Annotated in this window: 18 protein-coding genes; 5 read left to right on the top strand and 13 right to left on the bottom strand. The window is 61.2% G+C overall.

Translation table 11 applies throughout. The features are described 5' to 3' along the window. Positions 1-93 precede the first annotated feature (93 nt). The 7 genes from GSQ77_RS16830 to ycaO form a co-directional block, all read right to left on the bottom strand. Positions 94-900: an enoyl-CoA hydratase/isomerase family protein gene (locus tag GSQ77_RS16830; protein WP_158903858.1), complete on the bottom strand. Its 807-nt coding sequence runs from the start codon at positions 898-900 to the stop codon at positions 94-96. Positions 901-994: 94 nt separating this feature from the next. Beyond that, a complete protein-coding gene (locus GSQ77_RS16825) occupies positions 995-2,662 on the bottom strand; it encodes an AMP-binding protein (RefSeq protein WP_158903857.1) in 1,668 nt (555 codons plus the stop codon). Beyond that, positions 2,655-3,182 carry a (2Fe-2S)-binding protein gene (locus tag GSQ77_RS16820; RefSeq protein WP_158903856.1) on the bottom strand — a complete coding sequence of 176 codons (528 nt, stop codon included), beginning with the start codon at positions 3,180-3,182 and terminating at the stop codon, positions 2,655-2,657. The genes GSQ77_RS16825 and GSQ77_RS16820 overlap by 8 nt, the downstream gene beginning before the upstream one ends. Then, positions 3,179-3,994 (bottom strand): xanthine dehydrogenase family protein subunit M, encoded by an 816-nt coding sequence (locus GSQ77_RS16815; protein WP_158903855.1) that lies wholly within the window; start codon positions 3,992-3,994, stop codon positions 3,179-3,181. The genes GSQ77_RS16820 and GSQ77_RS16815 overlap by 4 nt, the downstream gene beginning before the upstream one ends. Further along, a complete protein-coding gene (locus GSQ77_RS16810; protein ID WP_158903968.1) occupies positions 3,991-7,050 on the bottom strand; it encodes a molybdopterin cofactor-binding domain-containing protein in 3,060 nt (1,019 codons plus the stop codon). Before GSQ77_RS16810 ends, GSQ77_RS16815 begins: the two co-directional genes overlap by 4 nt. A gap of 319 nt (positions 7,051-7,369) precedes the next feature. After that, entirely contained in the window at positions 7,370-8,245 is an 876-nt protein-coding gene (locus tag GSQ77_RS16805; RefSeq protein ID WP_158903854.1) for an AraC family transcriptional regulator, read from the bottom strand. A gap of 165 nt (positions 8,246-8,410) precedes the next feature. After that, positions 8,411-10,129: a 30S ribosomal protein S12 methylthiotransferase accessory factor YcaO gene (gene ycaO / locus GSQ77_RS16800; protein WP_158903853.1), complete on the bottom strand. Its 1,719-nt coding sequence runs from the start codon at positions 10,127-10,129 to the stop codon at positions 8,411-8,413. Between the two features lie 364 nt (positions 10,130-10,493). On the opposite strand from ycaO, the gene GSQ77_RS16795 reads away from it, so the two are divergent. The 3 genes from GSQ77_RS16795 (at position 10,494) to mdtD (ending at position 13,880) form a co-directional block, all read left to right on the top strand. After that, positions 10,494-11,363, top strand: a complete 870-nt coding sequence (locus GSQ77_RS16795; protein WP_158903852.1) for an oxaloacetate decarboxylase — start codon at positions 10,494-10,496, stop codon at positions 11,361-11,363. 232 nt (positions 11,364-11,595) lie between these two features. Continuing rightward, positions 11,596-12,399 carry a substrate-binding domain-containing protein gene (locus tag GSQ77_RS16790; RefSeq protein ID WP_158903851.1) on the top strand — a complete coding sequence of 268 codons (804 nt, stop codon included), beginning with the start codon at positions 11,596-11,598 and terminating at the stop codon, positions 12,397-12,399. Between the two features lie 53 nt (positions 12,400-12,452). After that, on the top strand, positions 12,453-13,880 hold the full coding sequence (gene mdtD, locus GSQ77_RS16785; protein WP_254067660.1) for a multidrug transporter subunit MdtD: 1,428 nt from the start codon (positions 12,453-12,455) through the stop codon (positions 13,878-13,880). A gap of 75 nt (positions 13,881-13,955) precedes the next feature. Here the strand turns inward: mdtD and GSQ77_RS16780 are convergent, their stop codons facing one another. The 5 genes from GSQ77_RS16780 to GSQ77_RS16760 form a co-directional block, all read right to left on the bottom strand. Then, the gene (locus GSQ77_RS16780; RefSeq protein WP_158903850.1) at positions 13,956-14,426 is read right to left on the bottom strand and encodes a GNAT family N-acetyltransferase; all 471 of its coding nucleotides are present in this window, start codon (positions 14,424-14,426) and stop codon (positions 13,956-13,958) included. Positions 14,427-14,442: 16 nt separating this feature from the next. Continuing rightward, positions 14,443-15,396, bottom strand: coding sequence for a dienelactone hydrolase family protein (locus GSQ77_RS16775; RefSeq protein WP_158903849.1), 954 nt, complete (start codon positions 15,394-15,396; stop codon positions 14,443-14,445). A 203-nt stretch (positions 15,397-15,599) separates the two neighbouring features. Further along, the gene (locus GSQ77_RS16770) at positions 15,600-16,658 is read right to left on the bottom strand and encodes a hypothetical protein (RefSeq protein WP_158903848.1); all 1,059 of its coding nucleotides are present in this window, start codon (positions 16,656-16,658) and stop codon (positions 15,600-15,602) included. Further along, complete coding sequence (locus GSQ77_RS16765; RefSeq protein WP_158903847.1) at positions 16,655-17,200, bottom strand: ankyrin repeat domain-containing protein; 546 nt, start codon at positions 17,198-17,200, stop codon at positions 16,655-16,657. Before GSQ77_RS16765 ends, GSQ77_RS16770 begins: the two co-directional genes overlap by 4 nt. Before the next feature lie 56 nt (positions 17,201-17,256). Continuing rightward, positions 17,257-18,936 (bottom strand): SulP family inorganic anion transporter, encoded by a 1,680-nt coding sequence (locus tag GSQ77_RS16760; protein ID WP_158903846.1) that lies wholly within the window; start codon positions 18,934-18,936, stop codon positions 17,257-17,259. A 257-nt stretch (positions 18,937-19,193) separates the two neighbouring features. On the opposite strand from GSQ77_RS16760, the gene GSQ77_RS16755 reads away from it, so the two are divergent. Next, on the top strand, positions 19,194-19,766 hold the full coding sequence (locus GSQ77_RS16755; RefSeq protein WP_158903845.1) for a TetR/AcrR family transcriptional regulator: 573 nt from the start codon (positions 19,194-19,196) through the stop codon (positions 19,764-19,766). Between the two features lie 49 nt (positions 19,767-19,815). Next, positions 19,816-20,481, top strand: a complete 666-nt coding sequence (locus GSQ77_RS16750) for an epimerase (RefSeq protein WP_158903844.1) — start codon at positions 19,816-19,818, stop codon at positions 20,479-20,481. On the opposite strand, the gene GSQ77_RS29290 is transcribed toward GSQ77_RS16750, so the two are convergent. Then, positions 20,478-20,661: hypothetical protein (locus GSQ77_RS29290; RefSeq protein ID WP_216854912.1), on the bottom strand; the 184-nt coding region annotated here is incomplete at its 5' end. The genes GSQ77_RS16750 and GSQ77_RS29290 overlap by 4 nt on opposite strands.

The raw sequence follows: 20,661 nt of genomic DNA, 5'->3' as shown, positions 1-20,661 counted from the left end.
GTTAGTCGCCGTCAACGCAGCAAGGCTGCGTCGCGGAGCGTTATGGTTGTTATGTGCGAGTACTTATGTCGCGAGGCTGTGGGGCCGAACGCTTCACGTGCCTCGGAACGTCGGTTTGCGCTTGCCGTGAAACGCTTCCACGCCCTCGCGGAAATCGTCGGAACTACGCAGGCGACTGTAGCAATGGCCTTCGAGTTCGATGGCGATCGAAAGCGGCGCATCTTCGGTATCGTTGAGCAATTTTTTCGCGGTGCGCTGGGCCAGCGGCGAGAACGCACACAACTCTTCAACCAGCGCATCGGTTGCGGTTTCGAGTTCGGCGTCGGCGACGCAATCGACCGCTACACCCCACTCGTAAGCCTGCTTGCCGGGGATGCGACGTGAGCGCATCACGATGTCTTTGGTCCGAGCAATGCCGACCATTTTCTGCAGCCGTGCGGAGCCGCCCGAACCCGGGATCTGCCCGAGCTTCTGTTCAGGCAACGCGTATTGGGTGGTGACGGTCGCGATGCGGAAATCGCAGGCGAGCGACAATTCGAAGCCCACGCCGAAGCAGAAGCCGCGGTTCGCGGCGATCACCGGTTTGCTGCAACGTGCCGGCGCGGCGATATTCCACGCGAGCTTGGAGACATGCTCGGGCGTGGCCTCAAGAAAGCCCTTGATGTCGCCGCCGCTGGAGAAATGCTCGCCCACTGCGCGCACGACGATCACGCGCACGCGGTCATCGAGGTCCAACGCTTCGAATGCCGCGCACAACTGGTCGCGTTGCGCCATCTGCACGATGTTAAAAGGCGGCCGGTTCAAAATGATGTCGGCGCGCTGGCGGGCTTCGTCGATTTCCACCGAAAAGCCATCCAGTGCCTGCAACAGCGCGTGGCCGCGATGATTAAGGGTAGTCATGGTTCACTCCTGTAAAAACGTTAAACAATCCGGTATTCAGCGGTGTGGTGATCGGTTATTCGGTTCAGTTATTCGGTTCGGTTATTCGGCGCAGTCATTCTGATTTGGCGCTGCCAACAGCATCGACGGCCGCATCGCGCTCGAATTCGCCGGCCGATAATTTCCGGCGCAGGATTTTTCCGACCGGCGACTTCGGAATTTCCTGCACGAATACGTATTCGCGAGGGCATTTGAAATTGACCAGCGCCGAGCTGCGGCAATAGGCGTCCAGCGCTTTCGAATCGAGTGTGCCGCGGCGCTTGATAAACGCCACCACGCGCTGCCCCCAACGATCGTCGGGCACACCGGCCACCGCGACCTCGTCGACGTCGGGATGCAGCGACAACACCGATTCGATATCGACCGGTGAGATGTTCTCGCCGCCGCTGATGATCATGTCGTCGATCCGGCCGCTGACGAAGAGGTCGCCGTCACCGTCGATAAACCCGGTGTCGCCGCTGAAGTACCAGCCGCCGCGCAATGCTTTCGCGTCCGCGTCCGGACGCCGCCAATAGCCTTCGAATGCTTCGTCGCCACGCAGGTCGACGGCAATCTGGCCTTCTTCGCCCGGCATCGCGAGCTCGTCGGGCGTGGTGGCTTGCAGATGCACCACCCGCAAGCGCGTATTGAGTCCGGCGCGGCCGGCGCTGCCGGGTTTGGCAACAGCATCGTGATTGATGCTGACGGTGTAGACCTCGGAAGAGCCGTAGTGATTGACGAACCACTGCGGCTCAAACGTGGCCTGCAGCCGTTGCAACAAGGCATCGTTCATCGGCGCGCCGGCAAAGCCGAGTTTGGTCACCGATGAGATATCGGTGTCGGCAAATTCGGGCGCGGCCAGCAGGTCGTGATACAGCGTTGGCACCAGGTATAGGCAACTGATGCGATGTTCGCTGAGCGCTCGCAGTGCTTGTGACGAGTTCCAGCGCCGCACGCAAACGAAAAGCCCGTCTATGAGCGCCATCGCCAACAGCGAGCGCACACCCATCGTGTGATAAAGCGGCATGACACCCAAGGTCCGCTCGCCGCGTCGATAGAAATTTTGTGCGACGTGAGCGAGCGCTGCGGCGCGCTCGTGACGATGCCGGCGGGGCACGCCTTTGGGTTTGCCCGTGGTGCCTGAGGTGTAGAGCAGCAGTGACAAGTCATCCGCTTCGGCGGCGCTTTCGAACTTGGTGCGCATGTCAGCGGCGGCGGCACTGGCGTTGGCGTTGGCGTTGGCGTTGGCGTTGGCGTTGGCGTTGGCGTTGGCGTTGGCGTTGGCATCGACATCGACATCGACATCGACATCCGCAGTATTCGTCAAACTCTCAAAACTGCAATTGCCGCCGGGCACCCTGTCGAGCGCGACGCGCAACACGCGCTGCGCGGTGGCGCTCCCCTCGACCGCAACAGCACTCACCGCTTCGAAGACCACGCCCACCGCCTGCGCGTCGGCCATGCAATATTCAAGCTCTTCGGGTTTGGCACGCCAATTGACCGGTGTCACGACGATCCCGCAGAACTGGCAGGCCCAGTGCAAAGTGGCCATCTCCCAGCGGTTTTGCAGGATTACAACCAGGCGGTCGCCGCGCTTGATGCCTCGCGCCTGCAGTCCCAGCGACACGCGCCTGATGATCCGATACCACTGCACGTAGGACAGTTGCAACTCGCCATCGACAATCGCCGGCGCGTTTGGGCTGCGCTCGACCGCCTGCAGGAACGTCCGTCCTAGATCAAGCATGGGCGGCCTCCCGGGTGGCAAGGCGCCGCGCGGCCGTATCGAGCACGGCAGCCACGATCGGCGTGTAGCCGGTGCAGCGGCACAGATGGCCGGACAGCATATCGCGCACTTGCGCCTCGCTGGGCTCAGGCATGCGCTTGAGGAAGTCCTCGCACGACATCAAGATGCCCGCAGTGCAAAACCCGCACTGCAAGGCGAAATGGCGCTGGAACGCCTGCTGCAAATCGCTCATGCCATCGCTGCCCGCCAGGCCTTCGACCGTATCGACACGGCGCTCCTGCACCTGCACCGCCAACATCAAGCAAGCGCGCCCGGCAACGCCGTCGACCTGCACGGTGCAGGCGCCGCATACGCCATGTTCGCAACCCACGTGCGTGCCGGTCGCCCCCAGTTCATGACGCAGAAAATCCGATAACAGCGTACGTGGCTCGCACCAACCGCTGCGCTTCTCGCCATTGAGCACGAGCTCGATGCGAGCACGCGTGTCACGTTTAAATTCATGTTCAAACAGATTGCTCATCTTGCCTCCTCTATTACACGCCAACCGAGTTGCCGCACCAGATGGCGCCGGTACTGCGCGCTGATGTGCGCATCGTCCTGAGCGCCCAGCGTCCAGCTGAAATCATTGATCGCCGCCTGCAACGCGGTGCCCTCGAGCCGCGGCCAGCTTTGCACCACCGGCCTGTCGGCCACGCCACCGACCGCGAGCCGTATCGTGTCGGCACTGACCACGGCCGCACAGGCCACCCAGGCAAAATCGCCATGCCGCGCCGAGAACTCGGCAAAGCCATAACGCTCGCCCGCGCGCCGCAGCGGAAACCGCACTTCCTCGAGCAACTCATCGGCGCCGCGCGCCGTGCTCAACATGCCCTGGAAGAAATCTTCGGCGCTCAACACTCTGCGTGCGCGTGGCCCGGCCAGCACCACTTCACCGCCCAGCAACGCCAGCGCAAGCGGCAGTTCTGCGCTCGGGTCGGCATGCGCGATCGAGCCGCACACGGTGCCGCGGTTACGAATCTGGAAATGCGAAATCGACGGAAACACCTGCTGCAACAGCGGTACCTCGTCGGCCAGCGTGTCGCGCCATTCGACCGAGGCCTGGGTGGCGGCCGCACCGATTGCAAGGCAGTCGCGCTCGACGCGTACATAGTCGAGATCGGCGGTGCGAGAAATATCGATGAGCCATTTAGGCTGCGCCAAACGCATATTCAGCACCGCCATCAACGACTGACCTCCCGCCAGCACGCGCGCATCCTCGCCGTATTGCGCCAGTGCTTCGCGCGCCTGCTGCGCGCTCTCGGCACGCAAATAACCAAACGAACAGGGCTTCATGATCGACCTCCAAAGCAGCGCCGCAACCACTGCCCGAGGCGGGCAAGCAAGCTCTGGGAGACCACGGGCGCACCGCTCGCCTGCCGTCCCAGCGATTCGAACAACTGCCGCAGCACGATCTTCGCCGCGCCTTCCAGCATTCGGCTGCCGACCGCCGCGACCTTGCCCGACACTTCCGCTTCGTAGTCGTAGCTCAACCGCGTGCCCGTGCCGCTCGCTTCCAACTGCACGATGCCGCTGCCACTTGCCGTGCCCAGCGACGACAGCCCTGTGCCGGTAAGGCGCAAGCGATGCGGCGGTTCGAGTTCGGAGAGCACGATTTGCGCCTCATAGCGGGCCTTGATCATGCCCACGCCCACGGTCACGTCGGCACGGTAGTGGTTTTCCGCGGTGCGCTCCAACGCATGGCACCCCGGCACGACCTTCGCGAGCGCAACGGGGTCGAGCAGCACGGCAAACACCGCGTCCGGGGTGGCCGCGAGTTGCACGGTGCCCACTGCGGTCAACGCTTTGCCGCGGCCACTGCGCGAACCCGCTGCGGCGTTCGCCCCGCCCGCGCCTTGATCGCGTAGGCTGGCCGCCGGCGAGGCCGCTGCGAACTTCGCAGCGAGCTCGCGCTGAACTTCCGGGGATGGCGGCGGATCGTCGAACCCGAGCAGCGCGAGAACCTTCGGTGGCGTCAACGGCAACTCGATGTCCTGCACGCCGAGCGCGTCAGCCACTGCATTGCCGATACACGGCGGCGTACTCATATTGTTGCCCTCGCCCAGCCCTTTCGCGCCCAGCGGCGTAAACGGCGACGGCGTCTCGAGGTGCACGATGATCGGGTCCGGCACTTCGCAGGTGGTGGGTATCAGGTAATCGGCCAGTGTGCCGCTACGGAAGCTGCCGTCGTCGCCATAACGGAACTCTTCCATCAGCGCCGCACCGAAGCCTTGCGCAAACGCACCGCGGATCTGCCCGTCGGCGAGCGCGGGGTTGAGCAGCGTACCGGCATCGTGCGCCGTGACGTAGCGATCGATGCGCACACGACCGGTGCGGCGATCGATCTCGACGCCGCACATATCGAAAGCAAAACCGTAAGCCGCAGACGTATTGATGCGATCTTGCGCATCGGGCGCCTGCAGATGTTCCGGAGTCCAGAATGCCGTTTCTCGCATCCCCAAAGGCTCGCTCGCCGGCAGCATCTGCGGCGACCAGTGTGGGCCGCTCGCAAGCCGCCCGAACGGCACGGTGCGCTGCGGCGTGGAGGCTGCATACACGGTGCCTGCTGCAAACACGATCTGCGCGGGCTCGCACGCGAATTGCACGGCCGCGATGCGAGCCAGCCGCTCGCGCAAACGCATCGCCGCGAGATGCACGGTGCCGGCCACCGCGCCCGCGAAGCGGCTCGAATAATTACCGGAGGCCACCGACCATGCGTCCTTTTGCGTATCGAGATCGACATTCACCACGATCTCGCCCGGCGTCAGGCCGAACACATCGGCGACCACCTGTGCGCACACGGTCATATGCCCTTGCCCAGCGGGCGTCGATGCGATCGACACGGTCACGCCGCCCAGCAGATCGATATTGACGGTGGCCGTGGCGATCGCGCCGTTCTTGGGGCCCGCCTTGGCGCGCGCCTCGGGCGGCAACACCGTGGTGATGTAACCCATGTTGGAGATCGACGGCTCGACGATCGCGGCAAAACCTATGCCGTACACGCGCCCCGCCGCACGCGCCTGCTCGCGACGCTGCTTGAGTTCTGCGTAGCCGCCCTGCGCAAGCGCACGTGCCAGCGCTTCCTGATAGTTGCCGGAGTCGAGCAAGGCACCGGCCGCTGCCTGATAGGGAAACGCATCGGCCGCCACAAAATTGCGCCGATAGACGTCCAGTACATCGAGCTCGAGTTCGACCGCGATGCGCTGTATCAAGCGCTCCAGCGCGAAGTACACTTGCGGGCCGCCAAAGCCGCGCACCAGTCCGGTCGGCGTCTTGTTGGTCAGCACCACGCGATTGCGCACTTGCAAGTGCTCGATCGCATACGCGCCTGTGAGGCAACCGTGCATACGGTAGAAGGTTGCCGGTTCAGGCGCGCGCAGATACCCGCCGCAATCCTCGATCTGGTCATACGAAAGCGCGGTAATCCGGCCGTCGGATCGCACCGCCGCCTCGATAGTCGAGAGCCGCGCGGTGGCCGACGTGGCAGCGCTCAGGTGCTCGAGCCGGTCTTCGACCCATTTGACAGGCGCACCGGCCTTGCGCGAGGCCAGGCACATCAGCACCACGTAGGGGAACACGGCCTGCTTGACGCCGAAGCTGCCGCCCGAATCGCGCGGCGACTTGTGGCGCAGCCGATTGGCCGGCACATTGAGTGCCATCGCCATCACCGCATGCAGTGAAAACGGCCCCATGAAATTGGAGGTGACTTCGTAGCCTTCCTGCCCCGCAAGATGCTCAGCGACGACTACGCCGCATTCGATCGGCGTGCAGGAATTGCGCGGATATCGGACCGTGAGCGAGACACGGTGTTCGGCTTGCGCGAATGCAGTTTCCGGATCGCCATAGCGAAACGAACGATCGCTCACCACGTTGCTGCCCACCCCTGCATGCAACACCGTCGCGTCGTCGCGCAGTGCCGCTTCGATCTCCACGACGGGCGCCAGCGGCGTGTAGTCGACCTTGACCAGATCGAGCGCATCTTCGGCCAAGGCGCGGCTTTCCGCGATGACCACAGCAACCGGCTCGCCCACGTAGCGCACACGATCTTGCGCCAATGCGAAATGCTGCATCGGGGCTTTCACGCCAACCACGAATGGCCGTGACCATGCCTTGACGTCGGCCCCGGTCAATATCGCGCGCACACCGGGCGCGGCCAGCGCGGCGCTGATGTCGATCGCGCCCAATTCCGCATGGGCATGCGGTGCGCGCACCACCGCAGCGTGCAAAGTGCCCGGCTTGACGGCCAGATCGTCGCCATAACTGCCACGCCCGGTCAGGATCGCCGTATCTTCGAGGCGCTCCTGCGAGCGGCCTACGTATTTGCTTGGCGAAGGTGGGGTTGCGGGGGCGATGGTAGAAGTTGCGGCAGCCGCAGATTCTCGGGCGACAGCCACTTCGGTTACAGCCTCTTGCGTCACGTCTTGCGCCTCGAAAACGATGACGTAGACGAGAGTGACTATTCCCTCGCCTGCCCGGGTAACCGGCGGCCATGGGAACAGCAGTGCATCAGCCGATGCGTAGAGAACGAATCCATTTCGTTCGGTGCGCACAGCCCGTCTCCGGCATCTTGTTATGGTGTACTACCTGAACAAGTATGCGCGGACCACTCTATTTGTCTATTACCTTGGATGCTGCTGACTTACCCAGGAATCTGATTTTTAATAGGGCGCGTTAGATTTCGATGCTGCCGTGGGTCGTGGCATCGACCAGGTTCACGACACGACGATATTCGCTAGGGGTAATCCCGAGGTGCTGCCGGAAAAAGCGCGTGAAGTGCCCCGGCGCCGAAAAACCCATGTGCTCGGAGAGCAAGGCAATCGGCATTTGTCCGCCCGACAGGTCATTGATGGCCTGCTCCATGCGCAACACGTTGGTGTACACATGCGGCGTGACATTGGTGCATAGCCGAAACATCGTATAAAAATGCGCGCGCGACAATCCGGCTTGCGCCGCCATCGTCTCTACGTCGGGCTCGGCGCCGAGATTGGCCCGCATAAAGGCGATCGCGCGGCGGATGCGCCGGTCGGCAATACGCGACGCCGGCAGGATCGCGCGGCTGCCATCTCGATGCAAATGCAAGGGATCGATCACCGACACCATCAGCTCGAATAAGCGATGCTCGAAGCTCGCCGGGATGGGCTCATCGTTGCTGCACATCTCAGCCGCCAACTGGTCGGCCAGTTTGCGAGCGCGGCCGGAAATGGCGACGCACGGCTGCGGGAAATAACCGGAACCGCTGCCGTAAGCGAGCGGATGCTGGATCGCGGCCAGCCAACCGGGTTCGATATACAGGGCAAGAATGACCGTGCGGCGCCCCGCGCTCTCCGGCGGATGGCGGTACGCATGCGGCTCCCATGCGTTGACCAGCACGGCGGTATCGTCCGTCAGCGGTTGCAGCGTTTCGTTGATCGCGAAGGCGGCGTCGCAGCCCTCGACCTTGAGCAGGATGTGGCAATGGTGATGGGCGTGGTACACCAGCGGCGCGTCCATATTGAGCAACGCGACACGACCGAATTTTCCCTGAAAGATCCTGATAGCGGCCGACATCCCGCGCCTCCATGACTGCGACCCCGCCCGGGCATCGCGAAAACGCAGCGTTATTGTTGTTTGAACTCGCTGCCTGTGTCTTCTATATATAGTAACTTATCGTGGCGGCACCTGCCCCCTAGGGCATGCCGCCACGGCGGAGGGCGTGCTGCTGCCGTTTCCAAATTAAGCCGTGCCTAACACCTTGTCGTACGCCGCCAGCAATTTCCCGTGAATCTCGCTGCCTTCCATATCGGGGCCCAGTTTGAACAAGCCGAAGAATCGTTCCTCGCGCGCCAGCAACGCTTGTGCCTGACGCAAGGTTTCGCTGCCGTAGAGCAAAGCCAACGAACGATGGTACTCGCCCGACTCGTCCAGGCTCAGCAGGTTTTCGATGCAACGATAAACAAGGCGGCGCGGCTGGCTGAGTTGACGATAATGATGGATCCAGTCGCAACCCTCGCGGATCGCATCTTCGTCGCCGATCGCCAGTGCCAACAACGTTTTCAGCTCACCGATGCGCAGCTCCTTCCACGGTGTACCCAAGGGCACGGCCAGACCGAGAATCTCCCACAGCGGCCTATCGTCGCCGAGGTTCAGCGTCTGCAAATCGTCGAGCAACTCGCTGCACTCCTCGTCGCTCAAATCGGGCAAGCGCACCATCGCGGGCCGGATGTCGTTGCCCACGCTGTTGTTTTCCCATTCGAGATCTTCGACCGGGTAAATCTCCGACATGCCGGGCACCAGGATGCGGCAGCTATACACACCGAGTTCGGCGAAATCGGCGATATAAATTTCACGATCTTCGGCTTGGATGCAATTGACCAGCCATGCGTAATCTTCCTGCGTGGTGGTGCTGAAATTCCAGTCGGCGAACGGGAAATCCGGCTTGTCGCCCATGAAGTTCCAGCTGATTACGCCGCTCGAATCCACGAAATGGATTTCGAGGTTGGCTACGGCCGTAATCTCGTCCATATCGAAACCGGGCTCCGGAAAATGCTCCAGCGAATCGAGCGCGCGGCCCTTCAATAGTTCGGTCAACGCGCGCTCCAGCGCAATTTCAAAACGCGGATGCGCACCGAAGCTGGCAAATACGCCTTGGTCTTTCGGATGCAGCAACGTGACGTTCATGACCGGATAGCGGCCACCCAGCGAGGCGTCTTTCACCAGAATGCCGAAACCGGCCTCGCGCAAGCCCTTGATGCCCGCAGCGATGCCGGGATAGCGGGCGATCACCTCGTCCGGTACTTCCGGCAGGCACATGCCTTCGGCAATCACGCGGTACTTGATATGGCGTTCGAGAATTTCCGACAGCGCCTGGCTACGTGCTTCGAGCTCGGTATTGCCGGCCGCCATGCCGTTGCTGACATACAGGTTGCCGATCAAATTGACCGGAAACCAGGTTTGCTCGCCGTCGCTCAAACGCAGGTACGGCAAGGCGCAGATGCCGCGGTCGACATTGCCGGAGTTCAGGTCGACCATCACCTCGTCGCCAATCTCGCCTTGCGGATCGTAAAACGCCAGCAGTTCTTCATTGAGTAGCCCTCGGGGCCAACTGCCGTCTTCCGAGGGCGCGAACCAGCGTTCTTGCGCATAGTGGACGAACGGCCGGTTGGCACGCGTTTCCCCTAAATAGAAGTGCGTCCAAAAGTAATGGCATTCGAGCCGTTCGAAAAACTCGCCCAACGCGCTAGCCCGCGCGGCGAGCTCGGACGCGCCTTGGCCGTTGGCAAACAGCATTGGGCATTCTTTGTCGCGCACATGCACAGACCAAATGCCTACGACCGGGTTCAGCCACAAGCTCTCCTCCATATAAAAGCCGCGAGTGGCGAGCTTTTGCGTCATGGTGCTGATGGTGGATTCTAGCGAGGCGTCTTTGCCGGGAATAAAGCTTTCGGTTTGCATGAAGGTACTCTTTGAAAAAACTCGGCAACCGGAAATGGGACCTGCGCCGAATCTACACGGAAACGGCGGCGGCTGTGATTGTTTCACTCGTAAATCGCGACCGAATTCGCCGAAAAATGAGCGAATTGCGCGCTGGGCGGCGATTTGCGGGTTCGCGACGATAAAGTTCACAATAGTGGACTCGCACCGGCCGACGGCTGTATCTTGCTGCATGCGCCGCGCGCCGAAACGGCCCGCGGCAGCGTAACGTGAGATATGCGGAAGACCCGCGGAAGACCCGCGGGAGACTCGCGGCAGCCCCGCGGCGGTCCAGCGCCAGCCCCGCGACAGCTCAGCGACACCTAGCTTACCTACGGAGACACTCATGAATTCAAGCAAAGCTACCCTTAAGCGCATCGTCAATGAACGACGGGGCCTCGTCGTACCCGGCGCCTTCAACGCGATGAGCGCGCGCGTGATCGAGGACCAGGGTTTTGAAGCCGTCTACGTCACGGGCGCAGGCGTGACCAATATGTATATGGGCTTGCCCGATCTTTCGTTTATCGGATTGCATGAAATCGCCGAGCACACCGCGCGCATCCGCGATGCGGTCGGATTGCCCATTATCGTCGATGCCGACACCGGCTTCGGCAATCCCGTGAATACCTACCGGACCGTGCAAATTCTGGAACGTGCCGGCGCCGATGCGATTCAGATCGAAGATCAGGTGTTTCCGAAAAAATGCGGCCACTTCGCCGGCAAGGACGTGATCGCCATCGAGGACATGGTCGGCAAAATCAAGGCCGCCGTGGACGCGCGCAAGGACAGCGACCTTTTGATCATCGGACGTACGGACTCGGCCGCGGTGCACGGATTTGAAGCGGCCATCGAGCGCGCGCAAAAGCTCGCCGAAGCGGGCGCCGATATTCTATTCGTCGAGGCGGTCGAAACCGCCGAGCAGATCAAGCAGTTGCCCAAGCTACTCGATCGGCCTCAACTGATCAATATCGTGATCGGCGGGAAAACGCCGGCGCTCGATGCGCAAGTGCTGGCCGACATGGGCTTCGCGCTGGTGCTTTATGCCAACGCAGCATTGCAAGGTGCGGTCGCCGGCATGACCAAGGCCTTATCGACGCTCAAGAAAAATGGCCGGCTCGATGAAGACAAGAATCTGGTGGCACCGTTTGCGGAACGGCAACGATTGGTGAACAAAGGGTTTTACGACGAGCTCGAACAGAAGTATGCGGCTGAGTAAGAAACGGCATACGCGCTCGGTGTAGGTGGACTGCATGAGTAGACTGTCTGAGCGCCCTGAACTGTTGCCATAACTGTTGCTATAGCGGAGCCGCCGACGCGACCGAGGTAAAATGCGGCTCCGATCAAGAATTCCCCTTCGGGCGCCAAGTATTGCGAGCGCCTTCGCACCACCCGCGAGTCCAGCGGTTTTTTAGTCCCCAGGTTTAAGCCTCTAAAGAAAGCGAGCCTCCATGCAAAATAAAAATTCCATTTCCCGCATTACGCCGCGTGCCCTCACCGCCCTCGCCCTGGTCAGCGCAGCACTGCTCACTAACACCGCTCAAGCCGTCGAAGTCAAAGTCATGAATTCCGGCGGCTTCACCGCTAGCTACAAAGCCCTCACGCCCGCTTACGAAAAAGCCAGTGGCAATACGCTGAGCACGGCATGGGGCCCGTCGATGGGCAAGGCGCCCGAGGCCATTCCGAACCGGCTGGCACGCGGCGAACATGCCGACGTCGTGATCATGGTCGGCTACGCACTGGACGACCTGATCAAGAACGGCAAGGTGTTCCCCGACAGTCGCGTCGTGCTGGCCGACTCGCGTATCGGTGTGGTCGTACGCGCCGGCGCCCCCACGCCCGATATCAGTACCGTTGAAGGACTCAAGAACGCGCTGCTGCATGCCAAGTCGATCGCCTATTCCGATAGCGCCAGCGGCGTGTATGTGCAGAACGAGTTGTTCAAGAAACTCGGCATCGAGGATCAGGTCAAGGGCCGTGCGCACATGATCCAGAAAACGCCGGTTGCGCAATTGGTGGCCAGCGGCGACTATGAAATCGGCTTGCAGCAGGTCGCCGAATTGCTGCCGGTGCCGGGCGTGACCTTCGTGGGCAAGTTGCCGGAATCGGTGCAGAGTGTTACCGGCTACTCGGCGGGCGTGCCGGTCAATGCCGAGCATCCTGAGGCCGGCCGCGATCTGATCAAGTTCCTGGCTTCGCCGGCGGCGGCTCCCGAGGAAAAGAAAAGCGGGCTAGATCCGATCAGCGCCAATTAATTGAAAAAGCAATTGAAAAAGCAATCGATGCACCCTATGGAGAAATTGAGCCGATGAGCGACCCTGTCGCAACGCAGAGCAGCCGTAAAATCATGTTGTGGGTCGTAGCGGTCGGCTTTTTCATGCAGACCCTGGACTCGACCATCGTCAATACCGCCCTCCCGCCCATGGCCCGAAGCTTGGGCGAGAGTCCGCTGCGGATGCAATCGGTGATCATTGCCTATTCGCTGACGATGGCTGTGGTCATCCCCGCCTCCGGTTGGTTGGCCGATCGATTCGGCACCCGCCGCATCTTCCAGACCGCGATTGTCCTGTTCGTGCTCGGCTCGCTGCTGTGCGCCTACTCGAACACGCTCTCGTTCCTGGTCGGTGCACGCGTGATTCAAGGCGCGGGCGGTGCCATGCTGATGCCCGTGGGTCGCCTCGCGGTGCTGCGCACGTTCCCGCGCGCTGAGTATTTGCAGGCGCTCAGCTTTGTCGCGATTCCCGGCATGATAGGTCCGTTGATCGGCCCGACACTGGGCGGGTGGATTACGCAAAGCTTCTCGTGGCACTGGATTTTTCTGATCAATGTGCCAGTCGGCGTGCTCGGCGGGTTGGCCGCGATGCGTTTCATGCCCAATAGCCGGATCGACGACATGGGGCGTTTCGATGTCGGGGGCTACCTGCTGCTCAGTATCGCGATGGTGACCATATCGTTTTCGCTGGACGGTCTGGCCGAACTCGGTTTTCAGCGCGCGACCGTGCTGATGCTGCTGATCGCCAGCTTTGCCTCACTCACCACTTACGTGCTGCGCGCGAACCGCACCGAGCGACCTTTATTCTCGCTCTCGCTGTTTCGCATTCACACGTTCAGTGTCGGCCTGCTTGGCAACCTGTTTGCCCGCATCGGCACCGGGGCCATGCCGTTCTTGATTCCGCTGAGTCTGCAAGTCACCTTGAACTATTCGCCGCTGCAAGCCGGCCTGATGATGTTGCCGACTACCGCGGCCGGGATGCTCGCCAAGCGCGTCGGTACCCAGATGATCGTGCGTCATGGCTACCGTGCGGTGCTCTTCGTGAACACCTTTCTGGTCGGGCTGGCGATGGCGTCGTTCACCTTCATTTCGAATGGTGTCCCGGTGTGGATAATGCTCGTGCAATTGGCGCTCTTCGGCGCAGTCAATTCGATCCAGTTCACGGCCATGAACACGATCACGCTCAAAGACCTCGATGTCAGTACGGCCAGCAGCGGCAATAGCCTGTTGTCGATGATCCAGATGTTGGCGATGAGTCTCGCGGTGACGTCGGCTGGTGCACTGCTCGCCACGTTTCAGCAGTTGTTCAACGAGGGCAGTTCGAGCAAGGCGCTGCCGGCTTTCCATGCGACCTTCATTTGCGTTGGCCTGATCACCTCGGCGTCGGCGTGGATTTTCATGCAGCTGGCGCCCGCGACGCAGCCCGTCGAGGAAGAGGAAGCTCAGCACATGGGCGAGCTTTGATCAGGCGCGGGGGTATTCGGCGCGGGCATATTCGGCGCTGAGGTACTCGGTGCTTAGATATTCGGCACTGAGGTATTACGCGATCAGGTATTCCATGTAGATCGCATCCGGGAAGGGATTGTAGCGATAGGCTGCAATCTCGACGAAACCGAGCTTGCGGTACATATCGATCGCCTGGCCCTGGGTTTGTATGCTGTCCAGTCGAACCGCGCGATAGCCGAGTTGCCGGGCTTCTTCGAGAAACCGCGCGACCAGCAACGCGCCGGCGCCTTTACCTTGATGAGCCTTGGGGACGAACAGGCGTTTCATCTCCGCGATACCGGGCTCCAGTTCCCTGAGCCCAATCACGCCGATATAGCTCGCCCCTTCCTTGGCCAGCAGCAAGCATCCTGTCGGTGCACCGTACATCTGCTCAAGCGTCGCCAGTTCTTCCGAGAAGTCCTGAAACTCGAGATCGATGCCGAGATATTCGGCATAGGCTTTGATGAGGGTTCGGCCGGCCTCGTATTGCGCTGGTGTTTGAGCGACTTCGATCGTGATGGTCATATCAGGCAAAGGCTATTTAGTTCTTGAGATATTGCGCCAGATACGCAGTCGCGCGCTCTATCGCGTCGGCACGCGCCGCGGGATTGGTGCCGGTGATCGGAACCACGCCGGTGCGCCGGTTGGCAAACTCGAAACGCGAGCGGACCGGCAAATTCGGAAAATCGAAATCGTGATATGCATCCGGGTAGACATGGATGTCGACCGGTACGCCGTTGGCGCGCACTGTCTGGACAAAATCTTCACAGGGTTGTGCGGGGGTCCAGACATCGCTTGCGCCGACCAGTATCAACAGCGGGATGGTGGTATGCCAGCTTGACGGCTGCTGTGCCCGGGCGTTGCACCAGCCGGGGTAGAACGCGAGTGCTGCGCGGAAATCGGCGGGTGCTGTCGCAACGGCTGCTCCTGCTCCTGCTCCTGCTCCTGCTCCTGCTCCTGCTCCTGCATCCGCACCGGAGCCAACCGAAGCAGCGGGCGCGACCACGGCACCGGAAACATCGTCATGCGCCGGACTGTTAGGCCCGATCGTAAACAACACCGTGCCGCCGCCGTGCGACCAGCCCATTAGCGCAACGCGCTGCGCTTGCACGTCGGAGCGGCTTTGCAAAAACCGCAGCGCACCATACGCATCACGTGGTCGCTGCACCTCCGGGGTCACCGCTCCTGCGTGTGCGCATTCGCTTTGCTGGCCGCGCGTGGTGAAACTATCGACGGCCAACACCACGTAGCCCTGTGCACTCAAGCGCACGGCCCAGTCTTGTTCGCGCGACAGGATATGACCAGCGCGCGTCAACAAACCACCGCAACCGTGCATGAACACAACAGCCGGATAACGCTCAGTGGTGCTCGCCGAGTCAGGCTTGAACAGATAACCGTCGAGCATCACAGGCTGACCCGAGGCATCCCGATCCAGCGACGGAAATTGGATTTTCTCCTGCGCCACCGCAGGGCGGACGCACAAGAGTAAAGCCATCGTTGCCCATACGGCGACGCAGCGCATCAAGGTCATAGCGTGTCAGAGGCGAAACAGAGAGTTAGGACGACCGGCGTTTGCCGCGCTGGCCGGAAAAACCAAAGTATAGATTGGCCGTCACGCCCCGTCACCTTCGCCGCCCCAGGTTGCAAGCAACAAGTCGAGCGCGCGGACGCATTGCACCACGTCCACACGCTGATCGCTTATACCTGCCAGGCGCCGTCGCGATAGACGATCTCGCCATCGAGCGCGACCGTATGCGTCACGGCAAAAACATCGACGTGGTATTTGGCCGTGGCGCGCCGGATGTTGGATTTCGCATAGACGCCATGCTTCGCGCCCAACGACAGATGGATGCCGCACATCCGTTCGAACGAACCAATATCGGTCACCAAGCGCTCTTGGGTAAACGCCCGGTTCATCCCGAAGCCCAGCTCGCGCAACCACACCTCGCCTTCGTCCGCGCGGATCCTGGCCAGCACTTCATCGAAGGCCGGCGTGGAATCGATCACATCGGTCACCTTGCCGCGGTTCACCACCAGCGTAATCGGCTGCTCAGGCCGATTCACGGAAAACGAAATATCGCCGAACACAAAGATGCGCACGCGGCCATTCACGGTTTCCAGATCACGCGCCTCGGTGAACACTTCCCCGATCGGGAACTGACCGCCGACGTTCGTCATGCCGCTGTAATCGCCGATGTTCAACTTGGCCGGCTCGAACGCACCGGCGAACACCAGTTGCTCGCCGCCGCTATCGAGCACGCCGCCGCTGGCCGCATCGATGCGCGTCTTGAGCGCGTTGCCCACACCGCGGAAATAAGCGGGGTCGTAAGCGAGCGAATCGATGTAGTAAAGCGCCTGCTCGCCTTCCATGCGCGCCAGATGAGGATGCTCGACGACCTTGAACGCACGCTTGAACAGCTCCACGCGTATGCGGTACGGACCGAGTCGAAAGTTGGTCGACTGGATCAGCACCACCAGATCGCCAGGCCCGAACGCGGCGAACACATCGAGAATGTGCGCCGGTTCAACGGTATCGAAATCGATGAATTGCGCTTCGGGCAAGCAACGCCGATACGCCTCGGTGAGCGCCACGGCCAGTTCGCATTGACTATCGAACACGACGGCAGCCGCGTGCGCCGACGTATGACCGATCGAAACCGCGAGGATCTCGCGTACATAGCGCTCGGCTATATCGATGTATTGCGCGGGAATCGTCTCATCTTCATCTGTCCAGTCGACAGCGACCGACTGGGTCATTGCGCTTTCACCAGCAAGCCCGGGGTATCGGGCGCGCCCATCTTGAGCGCCGCGTCGTGCGCGGTAGTTCCGGCGGCGTCTTTGGCGTCAGCAGCGGCGCCGTGAGCCAGCAGATACTTGACGATCTCGACGCGGTTGAACATCGCCGCCATCATCAAGGCGGTGCGCCCGTCGGGCGAAGCGCCCTCCACGTCCGCGCCGTGTTCGATCAGCGCTTGCACGATGCCCAGGTCACCCTTGAACGCCGCGCCGGCCAGCGGGGTTTGGCCCCGGTCGTTGCTCACTTGCGGATCGGCCTTGTGCGCAAGCAGCACCTTGACCGCGTCCAGATGACCGTAATAGCTCGCCAGCATCAGCAGGCTATCGCCCTTGTGATTGCGCAGATTGGCCGGCAAGCCCTTGGCCAGCAAGCCTTCGAGCGTAACCGCATCGCCTTCGCGTGCCAGTTCGAACACTTCCTCGGCGTACTTGAGGAGTTCGTCGTCCAGCTCGGGCCGCTCTGGCGACGGCGGATTGGAGGGTCCGGAGGATTCGTTTTGCATGATTTTCCTTGATGCGGCGGCCGGCGCCTGAGTGCGCCCCAGGCGCTATTTTATATTTATAACGTGGCGACTGCTTCAAGCGGCGTACCGAGCACCAATGTCATGGCCTCATGCAAGGTGGAAAAAACCCGCGCTTCGCCGATCACCGGGGTGATCTGATGGCGATCCATATCCGCTCGCAAATACGCGTTGACCCGCGCAAATACCAGCTTGATCTCGCTTGCGGCCAGATCCTCGCACAAGTCGCGCACCACGCGCGCAGCAGAAAAATCAAGGTCCGTCACCGCACCCGCGTCCAGCACGAACCAGTGCACTGGCGTGGGTGCGTGGGTGATGAGTGCATGGACCTCATCGGCAAAAAGGTTTTCGTTGGCAAAAAACAGGTCTGCGCCGAAGCGATACACGATCAGCCCCGGTGCCGTCTGGATGCCCGGGACGGCGGGCACGGGACGCCAACGGCCTTCGGGATCCGGCGCCAGCACCATGGTGTGCGGTCGGTAGCTATGGTTGACATGACGCATCAACGACAAGGCCATCGCCAGCAAAATACCCTGCTCCACGCCGACCAGCACTACCGCGGCGGTCGTGATGACTGCGAGCGTGAATTCGCCGGGGCTTTCGCGCCGGATCTCGCGCAGGCTCGGTATCTTGATCAATCCAATCGCGATCGTAAAGACCACGGCGGCCAGGATGCAATGCGGCAAGTATTGCAGCGGCCCGGTCAGGAACATCAGTACGACCACCACCACGCCGGCGAACACCAGTTGTGCTACCTGGCTGCGCGCGCCGGCCAGGTCTGCCATTGCTGTCTGGGTCGGGCTGCCGTTCACGACGAATGCACCGGTGAGGGCCGCGGCCATGTTGGCGGCTGACACACCGAGGATGTCGGCATCGGAGTCGACACGCTCGTGATAACGCTCGGCGAACACCCGGGACGCTGCCGCGGTTTGCGCGATGATCATGACGAAGCACGAAGCCGCCACTGGCAGCAGGCGCAGCATCTCTTCCCAGCTCACTTGCGGCAGGCTGAAGCGCGGCAGGCCGCCCGGCACGGGGCCTATCGTGGTGATACCGTGCCCGGCGAAGTTGTAGAAATAGCTCGCGGCGATGCCGCCGACCACGGCGATCATCGGCACCGGCAGACGCGGCAGGTACCGTTTGCAGATCAGGATGCTGCCTGCCACCAGCACCGAGACGCCGAGCGTGGGCAGATGCACTTGCGGCAGGTTGTGCAAGATGGTGTTGAGCTGCAAGATCGTGCGCGGCGACTTCACGCTCAAGCCGAGCATATCGCCCAGCATCGCCACGCCGACCTGGATACCGACGCCGGTCAGGAATCCGACCAGCACGGTGCGAGATAGGAAATCCGCAAGAAAGCCCAGGCGAAAAATGCGCGCGATTAGCAAAAATACCGCGGTCAGCAGCGCCACCATGCCTACCAGCGCGACGTAGCGATCGCTGCCGATGGGTGCCATTACCGAAAGCGCGCTTGCGAATATGGTGGCTGTGGCCGAGTCGGCGGCCACCACCAGATGGCGCGACGAACCGAATACCGCGAACCCCACCAGCGGTAGCAACACGGTGTAAAGGCCGGTGACGACCGGCATCCCGGCAATGCGCGTGTAGCCGAGCACCTGCGGCACGTTCATCGAAGCGAACGTTACGCCGGCGAAAGCGTCGCGCAAGGCGCTGCGCCAGCTCACGGGAAGCACGCCTTTGAAGAGGTTCAGGCGCATGGGGAGAGGCTCGGGTTGCCGTGGGGTACACACGGGAAAGATCGGATAGGCATCGCCGAATCGTGCCGCGATCTGCTGTGAAGATCAAGTGTGATCGATATTTAAACGATATAAACAGTATGAACGGTATGAACAACGGTCGCGCGGATTGAAACATCTTCGGACTACTCTCGGGCCACGCCTGCGCCACAGTCGGCTATTGACCTCAACAGTCGCACGGCCTATTATTGAGTGCTTACTCAATTAAACCAGACTCCATGGCACGCCCCAAAAGTGACGACAAGCGTCAGGCCATCATTGCCGCCGCGATACAAGTGTTCGCCGAAAACGGTCTCTCGGCCACGCCAACGTCAGCTATTTCCAAAGCGGCCGGGGTGGCCGAAGGCACGCTGTTCACCTATTTCAGTACCAAGAATGAGTTGATCAATGCGTTGTATCGCTCGTTCAAGGTCGAACTCGCGGCGTTGCTGATGAGCGAGTTTCCGCGCGAAAAGGATGTGCGCGGCAAACTGCAGCATCTCTGGGACGCTTATGTGAGTTGGGGTGTGGCGTATCCGCAGAAGCTCAAGGTGATGATGTTGCTGCGCGTGTCGGAAGCACTGACTGCGGAGTCCAAGGCGATCGGGTATGAACCGTTTGCGGAAGTCGAGCAGATGGCGCGTGACAGCATCGCGCAGCGCGTGCTGCGGGATCAGCCAGTCGAGTTTTTTGCGGCAGTGATGGGCAATCTGGCGGAAACCACCATCGCGTTTATGGCTAGTGACGTAAAGGCTGCTGATACCTATCGGCAGGCCGGTTTCGAAATGCTGTGGCGCGGCGTTGCGAGGTAGTAGCTTTGGTTTAACCCATCGTGGTTTAACCCTTACCCATTGGAACTCTATGAAAGTCATCCTGTTTGGCGCTTCCGGCATGGTCGGTCAAGGCGTGCTGCGCGAATGCCTGCTGGATCCAGCGGTGACGCAGATATTGACGGTGGGGCGTCGCGCGGATGCACCGCCCGATCCGAAGTTGACGCAGATCGTGCATCGGGATTTTTTCGATTTCGCCGACATCGAGCCGCAACTGTCGGGCTACGACGCCTGCTTCTTTTGCTTGGGGGTTTCGTCGGGTTTCATGCGAGAGCAGGAATATGCGCATTTGACCTATGATCTGACGCTGGCTGCGGCGCGCACTTTGTCGCATGTCAATCCGGGGATGACGTTCGTGTATGTCTCGGGCTCCGGCACCGACAGTACCGAACAAAGTCGCAGCATGTGGGCGCGTGTGAAGGGGCGTACCGAGAACGCATTGTTGAAGTTGCCGTTCAAAGCCGCTTATATGCTGCGCCCCGGCGCAATTCAGCCGCTACATGGGGTGCGCTCAAAAACTGCGCTTTATCAGGCGATTTATTCGGTGACTCGACCTCTGCTGCCTCCGCTGCGAGCGCTGTTTCCCGGCCAGATCACCACGACAGAGCATTTGGGTCGCGTGATGATCGCACTGGCGCGCGATGGCTATCCCAAACCGATACTCGAAGCGCGCGATATCACGGCGCTGAATCCTTAGCAGCCGACATGCGACGTCTGTGGTAACGCAAAGCTTGTCCGAGGCCCCACTCCCGCCCCTGGTCCGTTCTCGCCGTTGGCGACCAGCCCCCTCACGTTATTTGGATTACTAACAAATTTTAATTCGCTCATGATCATTTTATTGACGCCGACTGGATCCATTTTTCGATAGCAACACCAT

Source organism: Burkholderia sp. L27(2015), from assembly GCF_009765705.1.
GTDB lineage: Bacteria > Pseudomonadota > Gammaproteobacteria > Burkholderiales > Burkholderiaceae > LMUX01.
This window is presented reverse-complemented; position numbering and strand designations above follow the sequence as displayed.

What these genes read in the sequence shown, in the direction of transcription:
- GSQ77_RS16775 (WP_158903849.1), bottom strand. Translation starts at nt 15,396, where the DNA reads ATGGCTTTACTCTTGTGCGTCCGCCCTGCGGTGGCGCAGGAGAAAATC.
- GSQ77_RS16815 (WP_158903855.1), bottom strand. Translation starts at nt 3,994, where the DNA reads ATGAAGCCCTGTTCGTTTGGTTATTTGCGTGCCGAGAGCGCGCAGCAG.
- mdtD (WP_254067660.1), top strand. Translation starts at nt 12,453, where the DNA reads ATGAGCGACCCTGTCGCAACGCAGAGCAGCCGTAAAATCATGTTGTGG.
- GSQ77_RS16755 (WP_158903845.1), top strand. Translation starts at nt 19,194, where the DNA reads ATGGCACGCCCCAAAAGTGACGACAAGCGTCAGGCCATCATTGCCGCC.
- GSQ77_RS16820 (WP_158903856.1), bottom strand. Translation starts at nt 3,182, where the DNA reads ATGAGCAATCTGTTTGAACATGAATTTAAACGTGACACGCGTGCTCGC.
- GSQ77_RS16830 (WP_158903858.1), bottom strand. Translation starts at nt 900, where the DNA reads ATGACTACCCTTAATCATCGCGGCCACGCGCTGTTGCAGGCACTGGAT.
- GSQ77_RS16790 (WP_158903851.1), top strand. Translation starts at nt 11,596, where the DNA reads ATGCAAAATAAAAATTCCATTTCCCGCATTACGCCGCGTGCCCTCACC.
- GSQ77_RS16795 (WP_158903852.1), top strand. Translation starts at nt 10,494, where the DNA reads ATGAATTCAAGCAAAGCTACCCTTAAGCGCATCGTCAATGAACGACGG.
- ycaO (WP_158903853.1), bottom strand. Translation starts at nt 10,129, where the DNA reads ATGCAAACCGAAAGCTTTATTCCCGGCAAAGACGCCTCGCTAGAATCC.
- GSQ77_RS16780 (WP_158903850.1), bottom strand. Translation starts at nt 14,426, where the DNA reads ATGACCATCACGATCGAAGTCGCTCAAACACCAGCGCAATACGAGGCC.
- GSQ77_RS16750 (WP_158903844.1), top strand. Translation starts at nt 19,816, where the DNA reads ATGAAAGTCATCCTGTTTGGCGCTTCCGGCATGGTCGGTCAAGGCGTG.
- GSQ77_RS16765 (WP_158903847.1), bottom strand. Translation starts at nt 17,200, where the DNA reads ATGCAAAACGAATCCTCCGGACCCTCCAATCCGCCGTCGCCAGAGCGG.
- GSQ77_RS16760 (WP_158903846.1), bottom strand. Translation starts at nt 18,936, where the DNA reads ATGCGCCTGAACCTCTTCAAAGGCGTGCTTCCCGTGAGCTGGCGCAGC.
- GSQ77_RS16825 (WP_158903857.1), bottom strand. Translation starts at nt 2,662, where the DNA reads ATGCTTGATCTAGGACGGACGTTCCTGCAGGCGGTCGAGCGCAGCCCA.
- GSQ77_RS16770 (WP_158903848.1), bottom strand. Translation starts at nt 16,658, where the DNA reads ATGACCCAGTCGGTCGCTGTCGACTGGACAGATGAAGATGAGACGATT.
- GSQ77_RS16805 (WP_158903854.1), bottom strand. Translation starts at nt 8,245, where the DNA reads ATGTCGGCCGCTATCAGGATCTTTCAGGGAAAATTCGGTCGTGTCGCG.